The organism is Blautia parvula (genome assembly GCF_020215665.1).
GTDB lineage: Bacteria > Bacillota > Clostridia > Lachnospirales > Lachnospiraceae > Blautia > Blautia celeris.
In genome coordinates this window covers 2,505,995-2,521,328 of the sequence record NZ_CP084061.1, presented here as the reverse complement: position 1 = coordinate 2,521,328, position 15,334 = coordinate 2,505,995, and the positions used below count along the sequence as shown (strand labels likewise).

The 15,334-nt window shown below is 47.8% G+C and carries 16 protein-coding genes; 14 read left to right on the top strand and 2 right to left on the bottom strand.

From position 1 onward, the window contains the following. The first annotated feature begins 2 nt into the window (after positions 1-2). The 10 genes from LC508_RS11785 (at position 3) to LC508_RS11740 (ending at position 8,967) form a co-directional block, all read left to right on the top strand. A complete protein-coding gene (locus LC508_RS11785) occupies positions 3-344 on the top strand; it encodes a hydrogenase maturation nickel metallochaperone HypA (RefSeq protein WP_033139026.1) in 342 nt (113 codons plus the stop codon). Positions 345-355: 11 nt separating this feature from the next. Further along, positions 356-553 (top strand): hypothetical protein, encoded by a 198-nt coding sequence (locus LC508_RS11780; protein WP_054351834.1) that lies wholly within the window; start codon positions 356-358, stop codon positions 551-553. A 230-nt stretch (positions 554-783) separates the two neighbouring features. After that, complete coding sequence (locus LC508_RS11775) at positions 784-1,494, top strand: SGNH/GDSL hydrolase family protein (protein WP_103731501.1); 711 nt, start codon at positions 784-786, stop codon at positions 1,492-1,494. Between the two features lie 21 nt (positions 1,495-1,515). Beyond that, positions 1,516-1,968 carry a YhcH/YjgK/YiaL family protein gene (locus LC508_RS11770; RefSeq protein ID WP_103731502.1) on the top strand — a complete coding sequence of 151 codons (453 nt, stop codon included), beginning with the start codon at positions 1,516-1,518 and terminating at the stop codon, positions 1,966-1,968. A 115-nt stretch (positions 1,969-2,083) separates the two neighbouring features. Continuing rightward, entirely contained in the window at positions 2,084-2,941 is an 858-nt protein-coding gene (locus LC508_RS11765) for an AraC family transcriptional regulator (RefSeq protein WP_081960094.1), read from the top strand. A 189-nt stretch (positions 2,942-3,130) separates the two neighbouring features. After that, a complete protein-coding gene (locus tag LC508_RS11760) occupies positions 3,131-4,420 on the top strand; it encodes an ABC transporter substrate-binding protein (RefSeq protein ID WP_390426022.1) in 1,290 nt (429 codons plus the stop codon). 81 nt (positions 4,421-4,501) lie between these two features. After that, a complete protein-coding gene (locus LC508_RS11755; RefSeq protein ID WP_033139031.1) occupies positions 4,502-5,389 on the top strand; it encodes a carbohydrate ABC transporter permease in 888 nt (295 codons plus the stop codon). Beyond that, positions 5,389-6,222 carry a carbohydrate ABC transporter permease gene (locus tag LC508_RS11750; RefSeq protein ID WP_033139032.1) on the top strand — a complete coding sequence of 278 codons (834 nt, stop codon included), beginning with the start codon at positions 5,389-5,391 and terminating at the stop codon, positions 6,220-6,222. The genes LC508_RS11755 and LC508_RS11750 overlap by 1 nt, the downstream gene beginning before the upstream one ends. Positions 6,223-6,250: 28 nt before the next feature. Next, complete coding sequence (locus LC508_RS11745) at positions 6,251-7,375, top strand: Gfo/Idh/MocA family protein (RefSeq protein ID WP_103731503.1); 1,125 nt, start codon at positions 6,251-6,253, stop codon at positions 7,373-7,375. A gap of 245 nt (positions 7,376-7,620) precedes the next feature. Further along, complete coding sequence (locus LC508_RS11740; protein WP_103731504.1) at positions 7,621-8,967, top strand: MATE family efflux transporter; 1,347 nt, start codon at positions 7,621-7,623, stop codon at positions 8,965-8,967. A 146-nt stretch (positions 8,968-9,113) separates the two neighbouring features. Here the strand turns inward: LC508_RS11740 and LC508_RS11735 are convergent, their stop codons facing one another. After that, positions 9,114-10,157, bottom strand: a complete 1,044-nt coding sequence (locus LC508_RS11735) for a LacI family DNA-binding transcriptional regulator (RefSeq protein WP_225305370.1) — start codon at positions 10,155-10,157, stop codon at positions 9,114-9,116. Between the two features lie 413 nt (positions 10,158-10,570). Here LC508_RS11735 and iolG point away from each other — a divergent pair, with 413 nt between their 5' ends. The 4 genes from iolG (at position 10,571) to LC508_RS11715 (ending at position 14,598) form a co-directional block, all read left to right on the top strand. Beyond that, a complete protein-coding gene (iolG, locus tag LC508_RS11730) occupies positions 10,571-11,587 on the top strand; it encodes an inositol 2-dehydrogenase (protein ID WP_103731505.1) in 1,017 nt (338 codons plus the stop codon). Next, positions 11,584-12,372 (top strand): hydroxypyruvate isomerase family protein, encoded by a 789-nt coding sequence (locus LC508_RS11725; protein WP_103731506.1) that lies wholly within the window; start codon positions 11,584-11,586, stop codon positions 12,370-12,372. Before iolG ends, LC508_RS11725 begins: the two co-directional genes overlap by 4 nt. Positions 12,373-12,409: 37 nt before the next feature. Next, the gene (locus LC508_RS11720; protein ID WP_103731507.1) at positions 12,410-13,768 is read left to right on the top strand and encodes an MFS transporter; all 1,359 of its coding nucleotides are present in this window, start codon (positions 12,410-12,412) and stop codon (positions 13,766-13,768) included. A 116-nt stretch (positions 13,769-13,884) separates the two neighbouring features. Next, positions 13,885-14,598 (top strand): class I SAM-dependent methyltransferase, encoded by a 714-nt coding sequence (locus LC508_RS11715; protein WP_103731508.1) that lies wholly within the window; start codon positions 13,885-13,887, stop codon positions 14,596-14,598. Between the two features lie 78 nt (positions 14,599-14,676). Here LC508_RS11715 and LC508_RS11710 read toward each other — a convergent pair whose 3' ends face one another. Beyond that, positions 14,677-15,288 (bottom strand): TetR/AcrR family transcriptional regulator, encoded by a 612-nt coding sequence (locus LC508_RS11710; RefSeq protein WP_033141310.1) that lies wholly within the window; start codon positions 15,286-15,288, stop codon positions 14,677-14,679. Positions 15,289-15,334 lie beyond the last annotated feature (46 nt).

Here is a 15,334-nt window from a genome sequence, read left to right as displayed (position 1 = left end):
CTATGCATGAACTTGGAATCCTGGACGCCATGATCCACACCATTGAGGATGTGGTGCGGGAAGAAGGAGCCGAAGAGGTGGAACGAATCGTATTGGATGTGGGAGAGCTCTCCGGTGTCGTACCCAGATATCTGGAGGAGTGCTGGCCGGCAGCCAGATACAAAACCTCCATGGAGGAGACAGAACTGGAAGTATGCGTAGTGCCCGGCATTGTAAAGTGCCGGGACTGCGGCAGAATCTTCAACGCCATGGAGTATGACATGCGCTGTCCGAAGTGTGAGGGACAGCAGATGGAAATTCTTTCAGGAAATGATCTGATGATCAAGGAAATTCTATGTAAATAGGGGGAATGGGTATGTTTGCATTTTACGAGGGCGTTCCCACAGCACTGGCGGAACCCGGTATTTATCTATATGATCCTTCATATAAGAAAGACAAAACGCAATCCCTACAGGACAGAGTTGTATTCAGACTTGGCGTCCTATCAGAAAATAAAGACACTGGCAAAATAGGCAGGATGAACGCAGTCCTTTATTTAGAAGCAACAGAATAACAGGCGTGTCCGGAAATTGGAAGACTGCCCAAAAAGGTTCTTGGGAAAACCTTTTGGGCAGCCTTTTTTTGTGTACTGCAAAATAAGCATATTGTGCTATTTTTGAGCGCGTGTTCCATATCGAAACAGGGAAGGATTTGTTATAATTAGAAAAAATATTAAATCACAGACGGCTGCGAGTGGACAACCGTATCAGCGGTCTGTACAGCGGCAGGGAGGAGGGATGACGCATGATTTCAACAAAGGAGGGATATGCAAGAGCAGAATATTTTTCCAGCATTGCGGCAGCGGACAGCAGAAGAAAGGAATTCGACATTAAGAATCATTCTCTTATTTATACGGAGCAGAAGCCGGATTTTCTGTTTATCGGAGATTCTATTACCCATTACTGGGAGTTAAATGCATATTTTAATCTGCCGGGACAGTTGATCGTGAACCGGGGAATCGGCGGTGACACAACAGAATTCTTAAAAAGGCGGTTTTATGCGGATGCTCTGCAGTTAAAGCCAAGATACTGCATAATGGGCATTGGAATCAATGATTCCATTGAACTGGAGGGGGATTATTGGAAAAGACTGGAGCCGAAGCCTTATGAGGAGGTCCTGACAACAGCTCAGAACAATATCAGCAATATAATATGCCAGGCAGAAAATACAGATACCACTTTAATTCTGACCTCTCTTCTGCCGATACATATTCCCATTCTGTTAAATGAAGCGGTTCGCAAAAGGTATATTAAAGAGATGAATGCATGGCTGGCGCAGACAGCGAGAAAGAATAAGCTGATTTTTGTAAACTATTATAATACCACCACATTTCCGGGAACCGAAAAGCTGCTGGATGGCATTACCTATGACGGTCTGCATCCCAATGCAAAGGGGTATGAAATTATGGCAGCCGTTTTGAAGAATACACTGCACCAGTACAAGATCGATCTGTGATCAATCAGGAGGAAAAATACAATGATCTTTGATTCCATTCAAAACAAAGAAAATTACAGGGAGTACGAAACACTTTATCAGATACTATGCTATTTGGAGGGGCTGAAGCAGGGAGAGCTTCCTCTGCCGGATACGGTGATCTGTGAGAACCGCGCTTTCTGTAATCCTGTTTCTCTGACATCAAAACCGGAAGATGCCTGTATTTATGAAGCACACAAAAAATATATAGATTTACACTACATTGTGTCAGGCAGAGAGGGAATCGCCACAGCGGATGTCAAATCCCTGACTGCGTCAGTCCCATACAATGCGGACAGGGATATTGCCTTTTATAAAGGCAGTGCATTTGGCCGTTATCTGTTGAAACCGGGTGATTTTATGGTGTGTTACCCCAGCGATGCCCACATGGTGGCAATCATGGAAAATAAGCCGGAAAATATAGAAAAAGTAGTAGTTAAAATAAAAGTACAGTAGTCAGTAAGAGCGGGCGGGGCAGCTATAAAGTGTAGATCGACAGGTGTATCTTCACGGATAGCTGCCTTATTTATTGCTGAAAGCTGCATAAAAAATTTATAAGGAGGATTCCTTCATGTCAGTGATTGACAATATACGTTTTACATTTCTCTATATTGATCTGTATTCCATGGGAAGGACATGGGTATATCCGGAATCAGTCATACCATATAACATTTTTCGGTACATAGTGAAGGGAAAGGCAGAGTTCTGTATTGACAGCGAAGAGATTCTGGTGGAGGAGAACCAGATCGTGTACATACCCAGCGGGTGCAGAATGTCCTGCCATGCACTCAGCGATACATTTGAATTTTTCAGTATCCGTTTTACCACCTCTGTTTTTTATGAAGGTGAAGATGTGTTAAGAGAATACTATGGAATACCAAGGGTTACACAGAGTATGGGAGAAGATAATTATTTCAAAGAGATCTACAGGTGGGTGAAGACAGAGCATATCGCGAAGAAATGTTTTGTGCGGGGATACCTGGACCTGCTCATAGGCTCTCTTGCAGTCAGAGGAGAGAAGATAGACAGGGTGAAAGGAGAAATCAAAACAGAAGAGTATGATTTGGAGAGAATCAAAAAAAGAGCCATGAAAACGAAGAAGCAGATCGATCCCAGGGTACAGATCGTGGCGGATTATATCGTTCTCCATCCAAAAGAAAAATATACGCCTGAAAAAATGGCAAATATGGCGGAACTGAGCAAGCAGAGGTTCAGCAGTCTTTTTAAGGAGAATATGGGAAAAACACCCATGGAATACGTGAGGGAGATCCGGCTTACCACTGCGGCAAGGGCTCTTTTGGTGAGCAATGATAATGTCAATGATATTGCCTACGAGGTGGGATATGAGGACGCCAATTATTTTATCAGAGAGTTTAAAGCAGCTTTCGGGTTTACACCGAATCAGTACCGGAGGGTGGCAAGAGAATAAGAATAAGAGTCTAGTGCTATTATTGAGCGTTTGGTTAGTAGATGTACACAAAGAAAATAGGTAAAATAAACTTACAATAAACAAATCGATACGGCCGATATCGGGGAACAGTAAAAAGTGAACAGAGAGGAGAGCTTTATGAGAAGAAAATTAGCAGTTTTGCTGGTGGGTACCATGATAGGTTCCGCCATGCTTGCAGGATGCGGACAGAACGGGAATACAGAAAGCAAACAGACAGCAGCGGAAACAGGAGAATTAAAAGGTGACATTACATTTTGGCATTCCTTTACACAGGGGCCGCGTCTGGAGGTGATACAGGAGACCGCGGACCAGTTTATGAAGGATAACCCGGATGTAAATATAACCATAGAGACGTTTTCCTGGGGGGATTTTTATACGAAATGGACCACCGGTCTTGCATCCGGGAATGTGCCGGATATGAGCACTGCGCTTCCCGGTCATGTGGTAGAGATGATGGACGCAGAGGCCCTGGTTCCCCTGGATGATCTGATCGATGACATAGGTAGAGATAAGTTTTCAAAAACTGCCCTGTCGGAAGGAGAAAAGGACGGCACCTGCTATTCCCTGCCATTGTATTCCCATGCACAGGTCATGTGGTACAGAAAGGATCTGCTGGATGCAGCAGGCCTTGAAGTCCCCAAGACATGGGATGAATTTGCCGATGCGGCAAAAACCCTGACAAAAGACGGGGTTTACGGATGTTCCTTCCCCTGCGGTTCCAATGACCTTATGGGAACACGTTTCTTAAACTTCTATGTAAGAAGCGGCGGCGGGAGCCTTCTTACAGATGATCTGAAAGCAGATCTGACAAGTGATCTGGCACTTGACGGCATTCGTTACTGGCTGGACATTTATGAGAATTGTTCTCCGAAGGATTCTGTAAATTATGCAGTATTAGATCAGGCAACCCTGTTCTATCAGGGAAAGACAGCCTTTGACTTTAACTCCGGTTTCCAGATCGGCGGCGTTGAAACGAACTCCCCTGATTTGGTGGATCAGATTGACTGTGCGCCTCTTCCGAAGATAAATGCGGATGACCCGGAATACGGAGCGGAAACTTCCAATATTCCGATGGTGGTATGGGAGAACTCAGAACACCCGGAAATATGCAAGGAATTTATCAAAAAATTATACGAGAAAGATACCTATATCAAATTCCTGGAAGCAACACCGGTAGGTATGCTGCCTTCCATTACAGGTATTTCGGACACACCGGAATACAAAGAGAACGAAACCGTACAGAAGTTCTCCAATGCGGTAGATGTAATCACAAAAACCATGGATATGGGTACTGCCATAGGATTTGAAAAAGGCCCCAGTGTTCAGGCCGGTCTTCTCACATCTCAGGGAATCATAGAGAGTATGTTCCAGGATATTATCACAAACGGAACGGATGTGGAAAAAGCTGCACAGACAGCAGAAGACAAACTGAATGAGGTATTCAGCACTGTACAGTGATTTTGAATACATAACCTGTTACCAGGGGCTGCCCGAACCACCACGAAGGGCAGTCCCATCCCTCAGAAAGGCGGCATTTTTGTGAAAAGAAAAGTAAAATTTGATTATGCCCGCTGGATTTTCGTACTTCCTGCACTGCTGGTTGTGGGGATACTGTTGGTATATCCTATCTTTTCCAGTTTATATTACAGTATGACGACCAAGCATCTGATCAAGGCTTCCTATGATTTTATAGGATTGGAAAATTATAAAGCGGTTTTATCAGACTCTAATTTTTATAAGGCATTTTTGACCTCCATACTCTGGACCGTGGGTTCATTGTTAGGACAGTTGTTCATCGGATTTACAGCAGCACTGGCCATTAATCGGGTGAAGATCGGAAAGGGAATTTACAGAACCCTGATGATCATCCCCTGGGCATTCCCCTCTATTGTAATCGCACTTTCCTGGAAATGGATACTGAACGGTGTTTCAGGTTTCCTCCCGAATATTCTTGTCCAGTTGGGCATCAGCAGCGAACTTCCGCAGTTTTTAAGTGACAGCAGTCTGGTATTTCTGACATTGATTTTTATTAATGTCTGGTTTGGTGCGCCGATGATCATGGTAAATGTGCTGTCTGCACTGCAGACCATTCCCCAGGACCAGTATGAGGCAGCTCAGATTGACGGTGCTTCCAAATTCCAGCAGTTCTGGCATATAACAGTACCGCATATTAAAGTCGTAGTCGGCCTGCTGGTAGTGCTTCGTACCATCTGGGTATTCAATAACTTTGATATTATTTATCTTCTTACAGGCGGCGGCCCTGCCAACGCCACGACCACAGTTCCTGTCTATGCGTATAATATGGGCTGGGGAACAAAACTTCTGGGCAGGTCATCTGCAGTCACTGTGCTTTTGCTGGCATTCCTGCTGCTGGTTTGTTTGGTTTACTTTACGATCATTGGAAAATGGGAAAAGGAGGACAAGTGATGACAAATCAAAAAGAAAAGATCGGCAATGGACTCTGCCATGTATATTTGATCATTTTGTCCGTGATTGCTTTTTTCCCGCTGGTATGGGTTTTACTGTGTTCCGTAAAATCTTCGGGAGAGCTGACCGCAAATCCAACCCGATTTCTGCCAAAGCACTTTACACTGGAAAACTTTACCCATGTGATTCAGGACCTGGGATTTGCAGGGAATATCAGCAACAGTTTGATCATTGCAATATCAACTACCTGCATCGCCATTGTGGTATCATCCATGGCGGCATATGGAATCGTAAGATTTTTTCCGAAGCTGGGTTCCATTATGTCAAAGGTTCTGGTGGCAACTTACATGTTTCCTCCCATCCTTCTGGCGATTCCCTATTCGATGGTCATGGCAAAGCTGGGATTTGTCAATACCAGGGTCGGACTTGTCATAGTGTATCTCTCCTTCAGCGTACCTTATGCTGTATGGATGCTGGTAGGCTTTTTCAAGACAGTGCCGCTGGGAATCGAGGAAGCGGCAAGAGTGGACGGAGCCAATAAACTCCAGACTTTTGTGAGGATTGTACTGCCCCTGGTCATGCCGGGGATCGTGGCAACAGCCATTTATACATTTATCAATGCGTGGAATGAATTTTTATACTCTTTGATCCTGATCAACAGCACAGATAAGATGACAGTGTCTGTGGCTTTAAAATCTCTTCAGGGTTCGGAAATCCTGAACTGGGGAGATATGATGGCAGCATCTGCCCTGGTGGTGGTACCGTCCGTAATATTCTTTATGTTTATACAGAATAAGATTGCAGGCGGCATGACTGACGGAGCAGTAAAATAACTTTGGATATATTTGGAGGTAATAGAATATGAAGACAATAGGATATGCAATTGTGGGTACCGGTTATTTCGGCGCGGAGCTTGGACGTATTATGAAGGAGCAGGAAGGGGCCAGGATCGTGGCTGTCCTTGACCCGGAAAACGCCCAAACCGTTGCAGAGGAACTGGGATGTGACGTGGAAACAGATTTAGATACCTTGTACAGCCGGGAAGATGTGGAGGCTGTGATTGTGGCAACACCTAATTACCTGCACAAGGAACCGGTCATAAAGGCGGCAGAGCACGGGGTAAATGTTTTTTGCGAAAAGCCTATCGCGCTGAGTTATAAGGACTGCGACGAGATGGTAAAAGCATGTCAGCAGCACGGTGTTACCTTTATGGCAGGCCATGTCATGAATTTCTTCCGGGGTGTGCGTCATGCGAAAAAATTGATCAATGACGGAGTGATCGGAAAAGTTCTGTACTGTCATTCGGCCAGAAACGGATGGGAAGAACCGCAGCCGTCGATCTCCTGGAAAAAGATCAGGGAAAAATCAGGAGGACATCTGTATCATCACATTCATGAACTGGACTGTGTACAGTTCCTCATGGGCGGGATGCCGGAAACAGTGACCATGACAGGGGGAAATGTTGCGCACCAGGGGGATGAGTTCGGTGACGAGGATGACATGCTGTTTGTAAACATGGAATTTTCTGACAACCGTTATGCGGTTTTGGAGTGGGGGTCTGCCTTCCACTGGCCTGAGCACTATGTGCTGATTCAGGGGACAAAGGGTGCCATCCGTATTGATATGTGTGACTGCGGGGGCACGTTAAAGGTGGATGGAAAAGAGGAGCATTTTCTTGTCCATGAGTCCCAGGAGGAGGATGATGACCGTACCAGAATATACCACGGCACCGAGATGGACGGAGCCATTATGTACGGAAAACCGGGGAAAAAACCACCTATGTGGCTTCACAGTATTATGAAAAATGAAATGAAATACTTAAACGGCATTATGCACGGAGCAAAGGCAGATGATGAATTCAGGCCTCTGCTCACAGGAGAGGCAGCAAGGGCAGCCATAGCAACAGCCGATGCATGTACCATGTCCAGGTATGAGAACCGCAAAGTGCAGCTGCGCGAAGTGTTAGGAGAAAAGAGCGAAGAATAGATTCAGGGTAATATACACCGCATTTTTTCTCTGACAGCTTCGGAAGAATCTTGACAAATAAAAAGTCATGTTATATAATGACAGCGTTCATCGGAGGGTGAACCATTCTGACAGAAATGGTAACCGGATAAGATGCTGGCTGAGATGCCTGCTTCTTATCCGGTTTTTTGTGTGGGTTTAGAGCCTTTTATAGTATGAAACCTCCGTGAAATGTACATTACGAGCAAAAGGAGAAAAATGAGAGTATGAGTCAAGGACAGAATTTTACAAAAGGAAAAATCTTGATGCCGCTTGTTAAATTTGCCCTGCCGGTGCTGGCGGCTATTTTTCTGCAGACCATGTATGGAGCAGTGGACATGCTGGTTGTGGGACAGTTTGCCCAGGCGGCAGACGTGTCGGCAGTATCCACGGGGAGCTGGCTGATGCAGCTTGTGACGGCTTTTGTGGTGGGAATCGCCATGGGTACTACGATTCTTCTGGGAAGAAAAATCGGTGAGGGGAGAGCAGAGGAAGGCGGCAGGATCATCGGAGCCAGTATCATGCTGTTCATCATCATAGGTGTCGTGATAACCGTTATCATGGAAGCGTTTGCGGTGCCCATTGCCAGGATCATGCAGACACCGCCGGAAGCATTTGATGCCACGGTCTCTTATGTGAGGATCTGTTCCGCAGGGGCTGTGTTTATTGTGGCGTATAATGTGATCGGAAGTATTTTCAGGGGACTTGGAGATTCCAGGATGCCGCTTCTTACGGTGGCGATCGCCTGTGTGTTTAATATTGTCGGGGATTTACTGCTGGTGGGTGTTTTCGGGCTTGCCACTGCGGGGGCGGCCATTGCCACAGTGCTTGCTCAGGTGCTGAGTGTGGTGATCTCGCTGCAGATCATCCGGAAGAGGAAGTTTCCATTTGTTTTTCACAGAAAGGATATTGCATTTGACAGAAAACGGATGGGGGAAGTGTTCCGGCTGGGATTTCCAATCGCGTTTCAGGATGTGCTGGTAGGTATTTCGTTTCTGGCGATCACTGCCATCGTCAACTCTCTGGGAGTGATTCCCTCCGCGGGAGTAGGGGTTGCGGAAAAGCTGTGTGGGTTTATTATGCTTGTGCCGTCTGCTTTTAATCAGTCCATGGCAGCGTTTGTCTCACAGAATATGGGGGCCGGGGAGGCCGGAAGGGCGAAGAAGGCGCTGCTGTGCGGAATTGGGATGTCGCTGGCTGTGGGTGTTTTGATGGCTTATGGGGCATTTTTCCACGGGGATATCCTGTCGGGGATCTTTGCCAGGGATGGGGAGGTTATTGCGGCTTCGGCGGAGTATTTGAAGGCGTATGCCATTGACTGTCTGCTGGTTTCGGTGATGTTTTGTATGATCGGGTATTTTAATGGGTGTGGGAAGACTTTGTTTGTGATGGTGCAGGGAATCGTCGGTGCTTTCGGAGTGAGGATTCCAGTATCGTTTCTGATGAGCCGGATGGTGCCGGTTTCCTTGTTTGGGGTGGGGCTGGCGACGCCTTGTTCTTCGGGGGTGCAGATTGTTTTGTGTGTGGGGTATTTCTTTTGGGTGAATCGGAAGGGGAGTAGGGCGGTCGTGTGATGGTGGCTCACGGACGTCGGTATGGATAGGAGACCGGTAATGGCCCGCCGGCCCATACGGTCTCCTCTCCATGCCGACTGGTTGTGGAAGCGGGAGGAGCGGAGGTGTATGGGGGGCTGTGGTGGTGAATCCAGGACCGGAGCTTTTTACAGGTTTTGGGAGCAGAGGATGGAGATGTTGGCGGCGGTGTCCTGGGTTGGGGGGAGTTTTTGTTTGTGAAGGTAGTCTCTTAGGTAGATCAGGGGGAGGTAGCCCTGGCGGTGGAGGTCCTGGGAGATGGAAAAGTCTATGGTTCCATCCAGAAGGAGAGATTTCGTGTGTTCTGACATGTCATGGCAGATGATGCGGATCTCTCCTTTTTTTTGTGCCGTCTCCACGGCTTTGGTACAGCCGGCTACGCTGCGGTTGGCCATGTAAATGGCTTTTATGGCCGGGTCTTCCTGAAGGGCGCTGAGGACTTTTTTGTAGGTGAGCTGGTAGTTGTTGTAGGTCTCTATGACCTGGATCTGGTCCCGGGGGAAGCCAATCTCAGACATGCGGGTGCAGAAGCCGTCCAGACGGGCACGGTGGCCGTCGAATTCCAGGTTGCCCGCCGCGGCAAGGATTCTGCCGGTGGAGGGGATGCATTTGCTGATGAGTTCGGCGGCAATGCGGCCGCTTTTATTGTAGTCCTGACCGATGAAGCAGAGTCTGTCGGTGCCGGGCAGATCACTGTTGAAGGTGATGACCGGGATGTCTTTTTGGGTGAGGGAACGGATCTTCTCCTCAATGGATGGGTCGTTCATGGTGCAGACAGCAGCGCCCTGAATGCCCGCCTCTAAAAGCGCGTCCAGTTTTTCGATGCTTTCCTCCGGGATGTCGGTTTCGCATTCTTCTACCAGGATCTTTACATGGAAATCAGTGAGCTCGGCCTGGGCAGCTTCAATGCCGCGCATGATCTCCCAGCGGAAATGGCCGGTCCAGTTGGGCAGAAGCACACCAAGCTTGATCGGCGGAAAGCCCTGACCAAACAAGGTTTTCTGGTAGGTGCTGCGGGGGGTAAGGTAGCCGGTCTCCTGAATGGCTGCCATGACCCTTTCGTAAACGTCCGGGCTTACATGGGAACGGTTGTTGAGAACACGGTCTACCGTTCCACGGGACACGCCCGCTTTGTCAGCGACCATCTGTATGGTTGGTTTTTTGTTTATCATGATTCCTCCTGTTTATGTGCACGTGCTATTGCACGGGGATGGTATTTTTGCTCTGGGCATCTTATGATTAAATTCTATCATATGGAGAAGGGGGTTGTAAATAGGGGGATTGGTTAAGTTTAACAAAAGGAGAAGAAGTGAGGGCTGATAAAATGGTATGTTCAAAAGCACAATATTGTGAAATGTAGCTAAAAATGAAAAAGAAAGGGCAGAGATGTTGACAAAACCGGAAGGCTTTTCTATAATTATAAGTGCAAAAGCACATAAAGTGTAAAAGCACAAAGAAAAACAGTTCACAGCCAGACGCCGGAGGGGGTCAAAAAGGCCGGGCTTCGCAATGCGGGGTGCAATGCCGGGGGGACTGGAGCGGGTGGGCAAAAACAAAATAGCGGAGAGTAAAGGAGCGTATTGAGATGAAAGCAGGAATTATTGGAGCAGGTAGAATCGGAAAGGTGCATGCAAAGAATATTTCTATGTTTGTGCCGGAGGTGGAGATCAAGACGGTTGCAGACCCTTTTATGAATGAAGAGACAGAGAAATTTCTGAGAAAATGCGGTGTGCATAATGTGACAAAGGACGCGGAGGATATTCTGCAGGATGAGGAGATAGACGCGGTTCTGATCTGTTCCTCCACGGACACGCATTCCAAGTATATTATTGAGGCTGCCAGGGCAGGAAAGCATATTTTTTGTGAAAAACCGATAGATTATGATCTGGGCAAGGTGAGGGAAGCCATTCAGACGGCAGAGGACGCCGGTGTGAAGCTGCAGATCGGATTCTGCCGCAGATTTGACCACAATCACAGAGGCGTCTATGATATGGTGCAGTCAGGAAGGATCGGGAAGGTGCAGATGATCAAAATCAGTTCCAGGGATCCGGAGCCGCCGGCTATTGAATATGTGAAGGTTTCCGGTGGTATTTTCTATGATATGATGATCCATGATTTTGACATGGCACGCTTTCTGGCAGGAGGGGCTGAGGTGACTGAGGTTGTGGCTGCCGGCTCTGTGCTGATCGACCCGGCTATCGGGGAGGCGGGGGATGTGGATACCGCTGTTGTGATGCTGAAGTTTGACAATGGCATAATTGCCACCATTGACAACAGCAGGAAGGCCGTCTATGGATATGACCAGAGAGTGGAGGTATTTGGCTCCGAGGGCTGTGTGCGCAATGAAAATGATGTGCCGAATACGGTTGTGCTCTCAGATGCCGAGAGGACCAGCTGTGAAAATACATATAAGGTAATGTGGGATCGTTATACCGGTGCCTTTGTCTCAGAAATCCAGGCATTTGCAGATGCCGTGGAGAACGACAGGGAGACACCTGTAACCGGAATGGACGGGCTGTATCCGGTACTGATGGCAGCCGCTGCCACAAAATCTCTGAAAGAGGGAAGGCCTGTAAAAATTGAGGAGGTAGAAGGAAGATGAGTCTGAGAAAATGCGCATGTATTGACACCCTGTACACAGAGCTGCCCTGGGAGGAAAGATTCCTGGCGGCAAAGAAGGACGGATTTGACGCGGTGGAATTCTGGGACTGGAGAATCCGGGATCTGGAAGCCACAAAGAGGGCGGCTTGCGAGGCCGGCATTGCGATCAGCGGATTTAACGGGGACGCGGATTATTCCCTGGTTGACCCGGAGCACAGAGAAAAGTACGTGAAATATCTGGAGGAATCCATCCGGGCAGCAAAAGCCGTGGGCGCAGGCAGTGTGACCATTCACTCCAATGCCCTGGGTGAGGGAGGAGTTGTGGTGGACCACTATGATAACCTTTCCCATACGGTGAAGCTCTGCTCCATGTACCGTACACTTTTGGACTGTGTGGAGACAGCGGAGAGAGAAGGGATCAACCTGAACCTGGAGGCCCTGAATATTACCACAGACCATGTGGGAAATTTTCTTGAGAATACACAGATGGGAGCGGAGATATGCCGCCTGATCGGGTCACCCAGGCTGAAGCTTCTCTACGATGTGTATCATATGCAGATCAATGAAGGCTGTATCTGTGATACCATTTCCCATTACGCAGACCAGTTTGGACACATCCATGTGGCGGATGCTCCGGGGCGTCATGAGCCGGGGACGGGGGAAATCAATTATAAAAAGGTGCTGCGTCATCTGGAGGCATGCGGGTATACAGGATATGTGGGTTATGAGCTGTTTCCGCTTGCAGATACAGAGAGTGCTGTGAAGGCGATTATGGAAGCGTGCTGAAAAACGAATTGAGAAATTATGTGGCGGGGAGGTCATTATGAAGAAGAAAATAACCTTTGGGACAAGGGTAGCATATGGATGCGGGGATACAGCCTGTAATATCGTGTACGGGATGATATCCACACTGCTGACGCTGTTTTACACGGATTATGTGGGGATTTCACCGGTGACCATCGGTATTGTCATGCTGGTGTCCAGAGTATTTGACGGCAGTTCAGATCTGATCATGGGATTTTTGGTAGACAGAACCAGGTCTAAATGGGGAAAATCAAGACCTTGGATTTTGTGGATGACGATTCCTTATGCCATAGCGGCGATTCTTATGTTCACAGTGCCGCACACCACAGATTTTCTGAAAGGGATATACATATTCGTCACCTATAATCTGACCACAACGGTTATCTACACAGCTATCAATGTACCTTACGGTTCACTGTCCACCATGATGACCAGGGATTCTTACCAGCAGGATCTGCTGTCCATTTTCCGGATGATCCTGTCCCCGGTGGGACGCATTATTTCCGTGACCTTTACCATGCCTCTTGTGAAAATATTCGGAAATGACCAGTCTGCATGGATCAAGACCATGTGCATCTGGGTGGTGATCGCTGTGGTTCTGCTGCTGTTCTGCTTCTTCCGGTGTGAGGAGACTGTGGTAACAGAGACAAAAAAAGAAGAGAAGCGTTCTGTGGGCGTGAACATCAAGGCTCTTGTAACGAACAAGTATTTCTGGTGCGTGCTCGGGCTGTGGTCGATCCAGGTCATCCATATGACAATTGTGGGAACGGATCTGCCCTATTACTGTAAATATATTTTCGGAAATGATACGTGGATGTACAGCACCCTGTATTTTCTGGAAACTGTGTGCATGATCGGCGGCGCAGTGGCCTGCCCGTTTCTGATCAAAAGATGGGGAAAGAGGAATGTTACGCTGGCGGGCTGCCTCATTGCGGTGGGCTCCCAGCTTCTGGTGCTGGTCAACCCTTATAACTTCCAATGGCTGTTTTTTGTGACACTTATCCGTTCTATAGGTGCATCCCAGTTGTCAGCCACCATCTTCGGCATGCTGGGGGATGTGGTGGAATACGGCTGCTGGAAAAACGGGTTCCGCCAGGAAAGCCTCGTATTCGGCGGCGCAAGCCTGGGATTCAAGGTGGGAACGGGTATCACAAGTGCTGTCATGACAGGACTCATGACCGTAAGCGGCTATATCAGCTCAACCGGAGCGCAGGTGGTACAGCCGGAATCCGCTGTCAGAACCATTGGAAATATCTATAAGTTCGGCCCGGTCATTGTCTGGGGTGCGGCGGTGTTGATTTTGCTGGTGTACAAGCTGGATAAGATGTATCCGCAGATTGAACGGGATTTGCTGGAGCGGGAAATGAAGGCAGAGTGAAAAAGAGGATCTGGAGAGAGGAGCAATTTTAAGTAGAATCATTTATGAGGTGGATTTTCCACATGCTGACCTGTACAATAGAAGAAAACAGAAGAAATGTACAGGGGGAATGAAAAATGCCGGTTGTTATAAGAGAAGACAGGGAGCAGTACATGCAGGAGCTGCGGGACTGGCTGGAACAGGAAAGAGATGTGCCGCTTGAGGAGATGGCTGATTTTTTTCACAGGCGTATTGATACATATGAGGAGAAGATGCAGACCTGGAAGGCAGCCTATGAAAAAATCGCCGGCTGGATCGGCGGGGATACGAAAAGGATGCTGGATCTGGGCTGCGGGACGGGGCTGGAACTGGAATCCATTTTCCGGAAATATCCCCATATCCATGTGACAGGGATCGATCTGTGCGGTACTATGCTGGAGAAGCTGAGACGGAAATACCGGGGAAAGGATATCACACTGATATGCGGGGATTATTTTCAGGAGCCTTTTGGGGAGTCCTGTTATGACATGGTGATCTCCTTTGAATCCCTGCATCATTTTCTGCCTGAGAAAAAGAGGAAACTCTTTGCAAAGATCGAAAAAGCTCTGAAGCCGGGAGGACGATTCCTGGAAGGGGATTACATTGCCTGCTGTGAGGAGGAGGAAAATCTCCTGCGGCTGGAATGCCGGAGAAAACGAAAGGCAGGAGGGATCTCAGAGGATCAGTTTGTACACTTTGACATTCCTCTGACCCTGGAGCATGAGACTGAGCTTTTAAAGAGCGTGGGATTTGCAAATGCAGCGGGGTTGGAATGTATTGACGGGGCAACATTTATAGAAGCAGTAAAATAAGCGCGTGCAGCCGGGAACAAAATCCGGCTGCATTTTTTGTGCCGAAAAACCGTATTCCGGCGCGCAGGTCCGGCAGGTTCAATCCTCCCACAGATAATCCAGTTTTCCTTTTTCAATGTGAAAGCTGGTCTCCAGCATATAGGAGAATACATCCAGGGTCTTTCTGGTGTGCTCCCTGCTGTCTCTTGTGAGATGGTTGTCCAGCTTAATGGTCAGGATAATGAGGACAATCTCGGAAACCTCCTCAGGGGATTTGCAGTGCATAGACCCCTCCCGGTTGCCCTGGCGGATAATGTCTGACAAGATCGGGCGCAGGTTTCTCACCATAATGCGGATATACTGCTGATGCAGAAGAGCGCTCTGCTGCAGCTCGAAAAAATTGTTGGACTCCTGGCGGAGAAGCTCCATGGAGGATTCCCGGCAGGTGCGGAATATGATCTCCATCTTGGTCAGGGCATCCATATCAGGGGCTTCCAGCAGATTTTTGGCTTTTTCTATGGCAGCGGAATAGGAGCGTTCGATGACAGCTTCCAGAATTTCTTCCTTGGATTTGAAATAATAGTAGATACTTCCCTTCCCGATGCCCGCTTCTTTGGCAACATCGCTGACAGATATGGACTGGGCGCTGTTTTGGTTCATCAATCTCTGCATGGCATCCAGGATCATATCCTTTTTTCTATTGTTTTGCATAAATACCATTCTCCGTTTTTCTTTGATAGTAACATGATAGCATAAA